The sequence below is a fragment of the Moorena sp. SIO3I6 genome (genome assembly GCF_010672095.1).
Map to the genome: position 1 here is coordinate 1 of NZ_JAAHHU010000394.1, position 3,901 is coordinate 3,901.

3 protein-coding genes and 1 pseudogene are annotated in these 3,901 nt (G+C 38.0%); 2 read left to right on the plus strand and 2 right to left on the minus strand.

Annotation, left to right across the window (positions count from 1 at the left end):
* Together F6K49_RS36680 and F6K49_RS36685 are read left to right on the plus strand one after the other, a co-directional pair.
* Positions 1–319: pseudogene (locus F6K49_RS36680) on the plus strand (Uma2 family endonuclease); the annotation flags it as partial.
* A gap of 278 nt (positions 320–597) precedes the next feature.
* A complete protein-coding gene (locus F6K49_RS36685; protein WP_293030562.1) occupies positions 598–888 on the plus strand; it encodes a hypothetical protein in 291 nt (96 codons plus the stop codon).
* Here F6K49_RS36685 and F6K49_RS53785 read toward each other — a convergent pair.
* Positions 773–1,045, minus strand: a complete 273-nt coding sequence (locus F6K49_RS53785; protein ID WP_365940586.1) for an ARC6/PARC6 family protein — start codon at positions 1,043–1,045, stop codon at positions 773–775. The genes F6K49_RS36685 and F6K49_RS53785 overlap by 116 nt on opposite strands.
* Before the next feature lie 132 nt (positions 1,046–1,177).
* Positions 1,178–3,901, minus strand: a 2,724-nt coding sequence (locus tag F6K49_RS36690) for a glycosyltransferase (RefSeq protein ID WP_293104803.1), incomplete at its 5' end; no start/stop codon positions are given.

Here is a 3,901-nt window from a genome sequence, read left to right on the forward strand (position 1 = left end):
TCGTTGGCAAGGGGTTTATAAAAATAATGTTGATACTACTTGGTTACGTTGGGCTACTTTAGAGGGAATTGTGCTACCTACTGCTGAAGAAATAGCAGCCCAAGCTCAACAAGAAGCAGCTCAAGCTCAACAAGAAGCTACCCAAGCTCAACAACAAGCTACCCAAGCTCAACAAGAAGCTACCCAAGCTCAACAACAAGCTACCCAAGCTCAACAACAAGCTACCCAAGCTCAACAAGAAGCCGCTCAAGCTCAACAACGAGCTGAACAACTGGCTGCTCGCTTACGAGCTATGGGAGTAGATCCTGATCAAGTTTGAAGCGATCGCATAAGCGCGGAAGCTGAGGCCGTAGGCCACGCGGGGCGCGTTCGCTTCATCGCGCAACGGATTGGTGTAAGCATTTAGCGGTCAGCGGTCAGCGGTTGGCCAGTGGCTGACCGCTGATAACTGATATAGTAATCAGTATTAGTTATGTTATTTAGGAAAGGGAGTAGGGAGTAGGGAGTAGGGAGTAGGGAGTAGGGAGTAGGGAGTAGGGAGATGAAACTTGAAGGTATATTATAAGTATAAATAACCCTATATAGTTATTTAGTGTGTTGTTTTTTGCGATTGACCTTGGCCAAAGGCCTCAGCTTCCGCGCTTATGCGATCGCGTTTTTGATTCTCAGAGGGCGATGCATCTAGCAACTGGGTTTCTAATCAATCACTTGCTTAGACAGCATCTCTGGCACCAGTATCAATCAGTAGCGTTGCTGACTATTATTCCGGGAACTACTCAACAATCTTGTACTCTGCTATCTTCCATTCTCCCTCTTCCTGATGAAGGGTGTAGCGAATTACGCTGGTATCAAAGGCAGTGTGTTTATCCCTACTGGGTTTACCATTGACGTAGAGAGTACGGTCTTCACTGATCGTTACTTCAATGGTGGCGCAATCGCCACTAGCAGCAAATTTATTAACCTGATCAATACTTTGGACGCCATAGGTATAGTAAGCGTTCTTGTTCTCTAGCCGGTAGTGATAAAGATGTAGTGATTTTGCTATGGTCTAATACCAAATCCTGTTCCCAAACCCCCCTTATTCGCATAGCCATAGATTCCTGGCATACAAAGATTTAGTCGATTTTTATAAAGGGGTTTTGACAAACGGATTTAGTATAATGGAGCTTTCGAGAGCTCAAATCACTACTTGTGTACCACTACCCTTAATCACATTAGAATAACTATTAATCATTTTTTTTATTGAAAATTTTTGTCTAGCTATTTGTTGAGCTTTTCTAGACATACGAGCTATTTCACTAGGATTTTCTGCAAAAAACTGAATTTTATCAGCCATTTCTTGAGTATTGCCAGGAGTTACTAAAAAACCATTTTCATTTTGCTGGATTTGATCAGATGCCCCACCGGAATTTGTAGCGATAATTGGAATTCCTTCCGCGAGAGCCTCTAAAGATGAATTAGGACATCCTCCAGGTTCTGCAACTAATATAAAAATATCCATCAACTTTAAGTCTTTCCAGATATCATTGGAAGAACCATGAAAAATCACATGTTCTTTAAGGATAGGAGCTGAGGAAAATTTAGTTGCTAAGACATTAAGATATTCTGAATAGGGTTCCTCTAATCCCCCTACAATATGCATGCAAAAGTCAATTTCTTGAAGAATTGGATGTGAGCATATATCTAGTAGCCAATCTATCTGTTTAACAGGTGTAAGACGTGATGTAGTTCCAATCAATAATGTCTTAGAATTATTTTTATATTTTATTTTATCAGGGCGCAAATCAACACCATTTGGAATTAAGTGACTTTTGTTTTTTGGGACTGAAAACCACTTTGGCGGGAAACCATTACTGTACTTATAAACAAATGCATCTAAACGTTCTGCATATTTGTCTAAATCCATACTAATAGTATGGGCAAAGCGGTGTTGAGACTTTAGTGATTCAAAGTACATTGATCCTGGACTTACATCAATTAAACGAATACTTGTTAATTCCAGGCTTTTAGTAATCAATAATTTTTCTCGTGCAGCAAAGTTCCAAAAAACAACCGTGTCAACTTTTGCTGATGATATTAAATCGATGACTTTGTTTGTTAGTTCAAAAATATCTTTGCTGGAAATATCCCAGACTTTAATATCTGCCTTGTGTATTAAATCAGGAAGAATTTGACCATGTATAGGTTCCCTTATACAAAGTAAAGGCTGAAAAGGAATATTTTCCTGTGTTAATAGGTTTACAAGAGATCTTTGTGCTCCTGCATCGTACAAATTATTTGTTAAAAAAAGTACCGTTTGTATCTCATTGTCAACTTCATAAGGCATTTTTGCATGAACTTTATTAATAAGAGACCAGATTAAATGCTGCTGTTTTGGAAATAATTGAAATGGCTTAGATCCCTTACTATGTTTGTCTAGTAAAGAGAATATGGTTTCAGCATATTCTTTTGGAGATGCTTGCTCTTCTAATAAGCATATATTACTCCCTATTATCTCAGATTGACCTCCGACATTAGAAAGTACAAGTGGAAGACCTGCATGTATGGCCTCTAAACAGGCCATACTATATCCCTCATAAATACTACAGTTTAAGAAAACATCTGAGGCATTTAGCCAAGGTTCTACAGGATATACAGAGCCGGGCATTAGAACATATCCACTTAGATCAAGTTCTAAGATTCGATGCATCACCTTATTCAACGTAGCCTGTCCGTGTCCATTATCTTGAAACCCTCCACCTAAAATCACTAGCTTAGCTGGTATATAACGTCTAAGTTCTGCCAAAATCGATATTGCCTTTTCGTAATTTTTCTGACGTCGAAAATTACCAACCATGCAGATTAGTTTTTCATGCTCCTTGAGACCAAAATTTCGTCTAAGTTGTTCTCTACTAGAGTTTTCTGAAGTTACTTGATTTGTAGAGGGTAAATGTCTAATAAAAGTTGATGGCCTCTGAAGATTTTCATCTAATAGTTTTTGCTCAATATTTTTCGAACATCCAATTACAAAAGGAGCAAAACCTCCTGCTTTATTATAGGTTTCAGGATTATTCAACCATCCAGCTTTAGCATTGTGAACAATAGGTACGACTTTTGTTTTAGCTTTCAATAATATTTCCAAGTCCTCTGTTTTTACCAGATGAGCAAAAAGTGGCAGATCAGGCCAGCAAGATTGCATATCTATAATAAATTTCAGTTTTTGGAGACGTTCTAATTTTTGTAAACGATATACAGATAGAAAATTATTGTCTGGTAGCTCAAATGAAGGTTCACGTTCCCATAAAATGTATAAGTTCACTGGAATTTCTGATTCAGACAGTGATACTGCTATATCCCAAACAATACGTTCAGCACCACCACGTCCTAAATTGGTGGTTAATAGATTGACAGGGTACTTATAGTGCTGGGATGGAAAAGATATAAACTTAGATTGGGTTAAATCAACAGTAGAGTTTTTTGGGATATCTTTTGCACAAGACACATATGGTGATAACCAATGTTGCAAGGCCTGACAGGATGAAGTGTTTTCATAAGAAATAGCTGTAGGAGACCATGCATAATCGATTTTTTTTTGATAAATTTTGTTATCGTGTACGATTTTAAGGAAATTTTCACGACTGGCTGAAAAGATTCGAGGTAGTAGTCCTATACTTTTGAGGCTAATAAATCTACCACCTTCTTTCGAAACAATACTATCTTTTTCAGCACCTAGATAATCCCAATGTCGATTGATTTTATAAGAAAAAGTGGGGTCTAGATTTACCCTACCCATAACGATGGTATCTTCAGGTCGATTGATGTGATAACGATGATGATAATTTAGTGTTTTTGGATGCAGTAATAGCTCTCCGTTTACTGCCAGAACGTGGCTTGTGGTTATGAGTGTTAAATCATCAAGGCA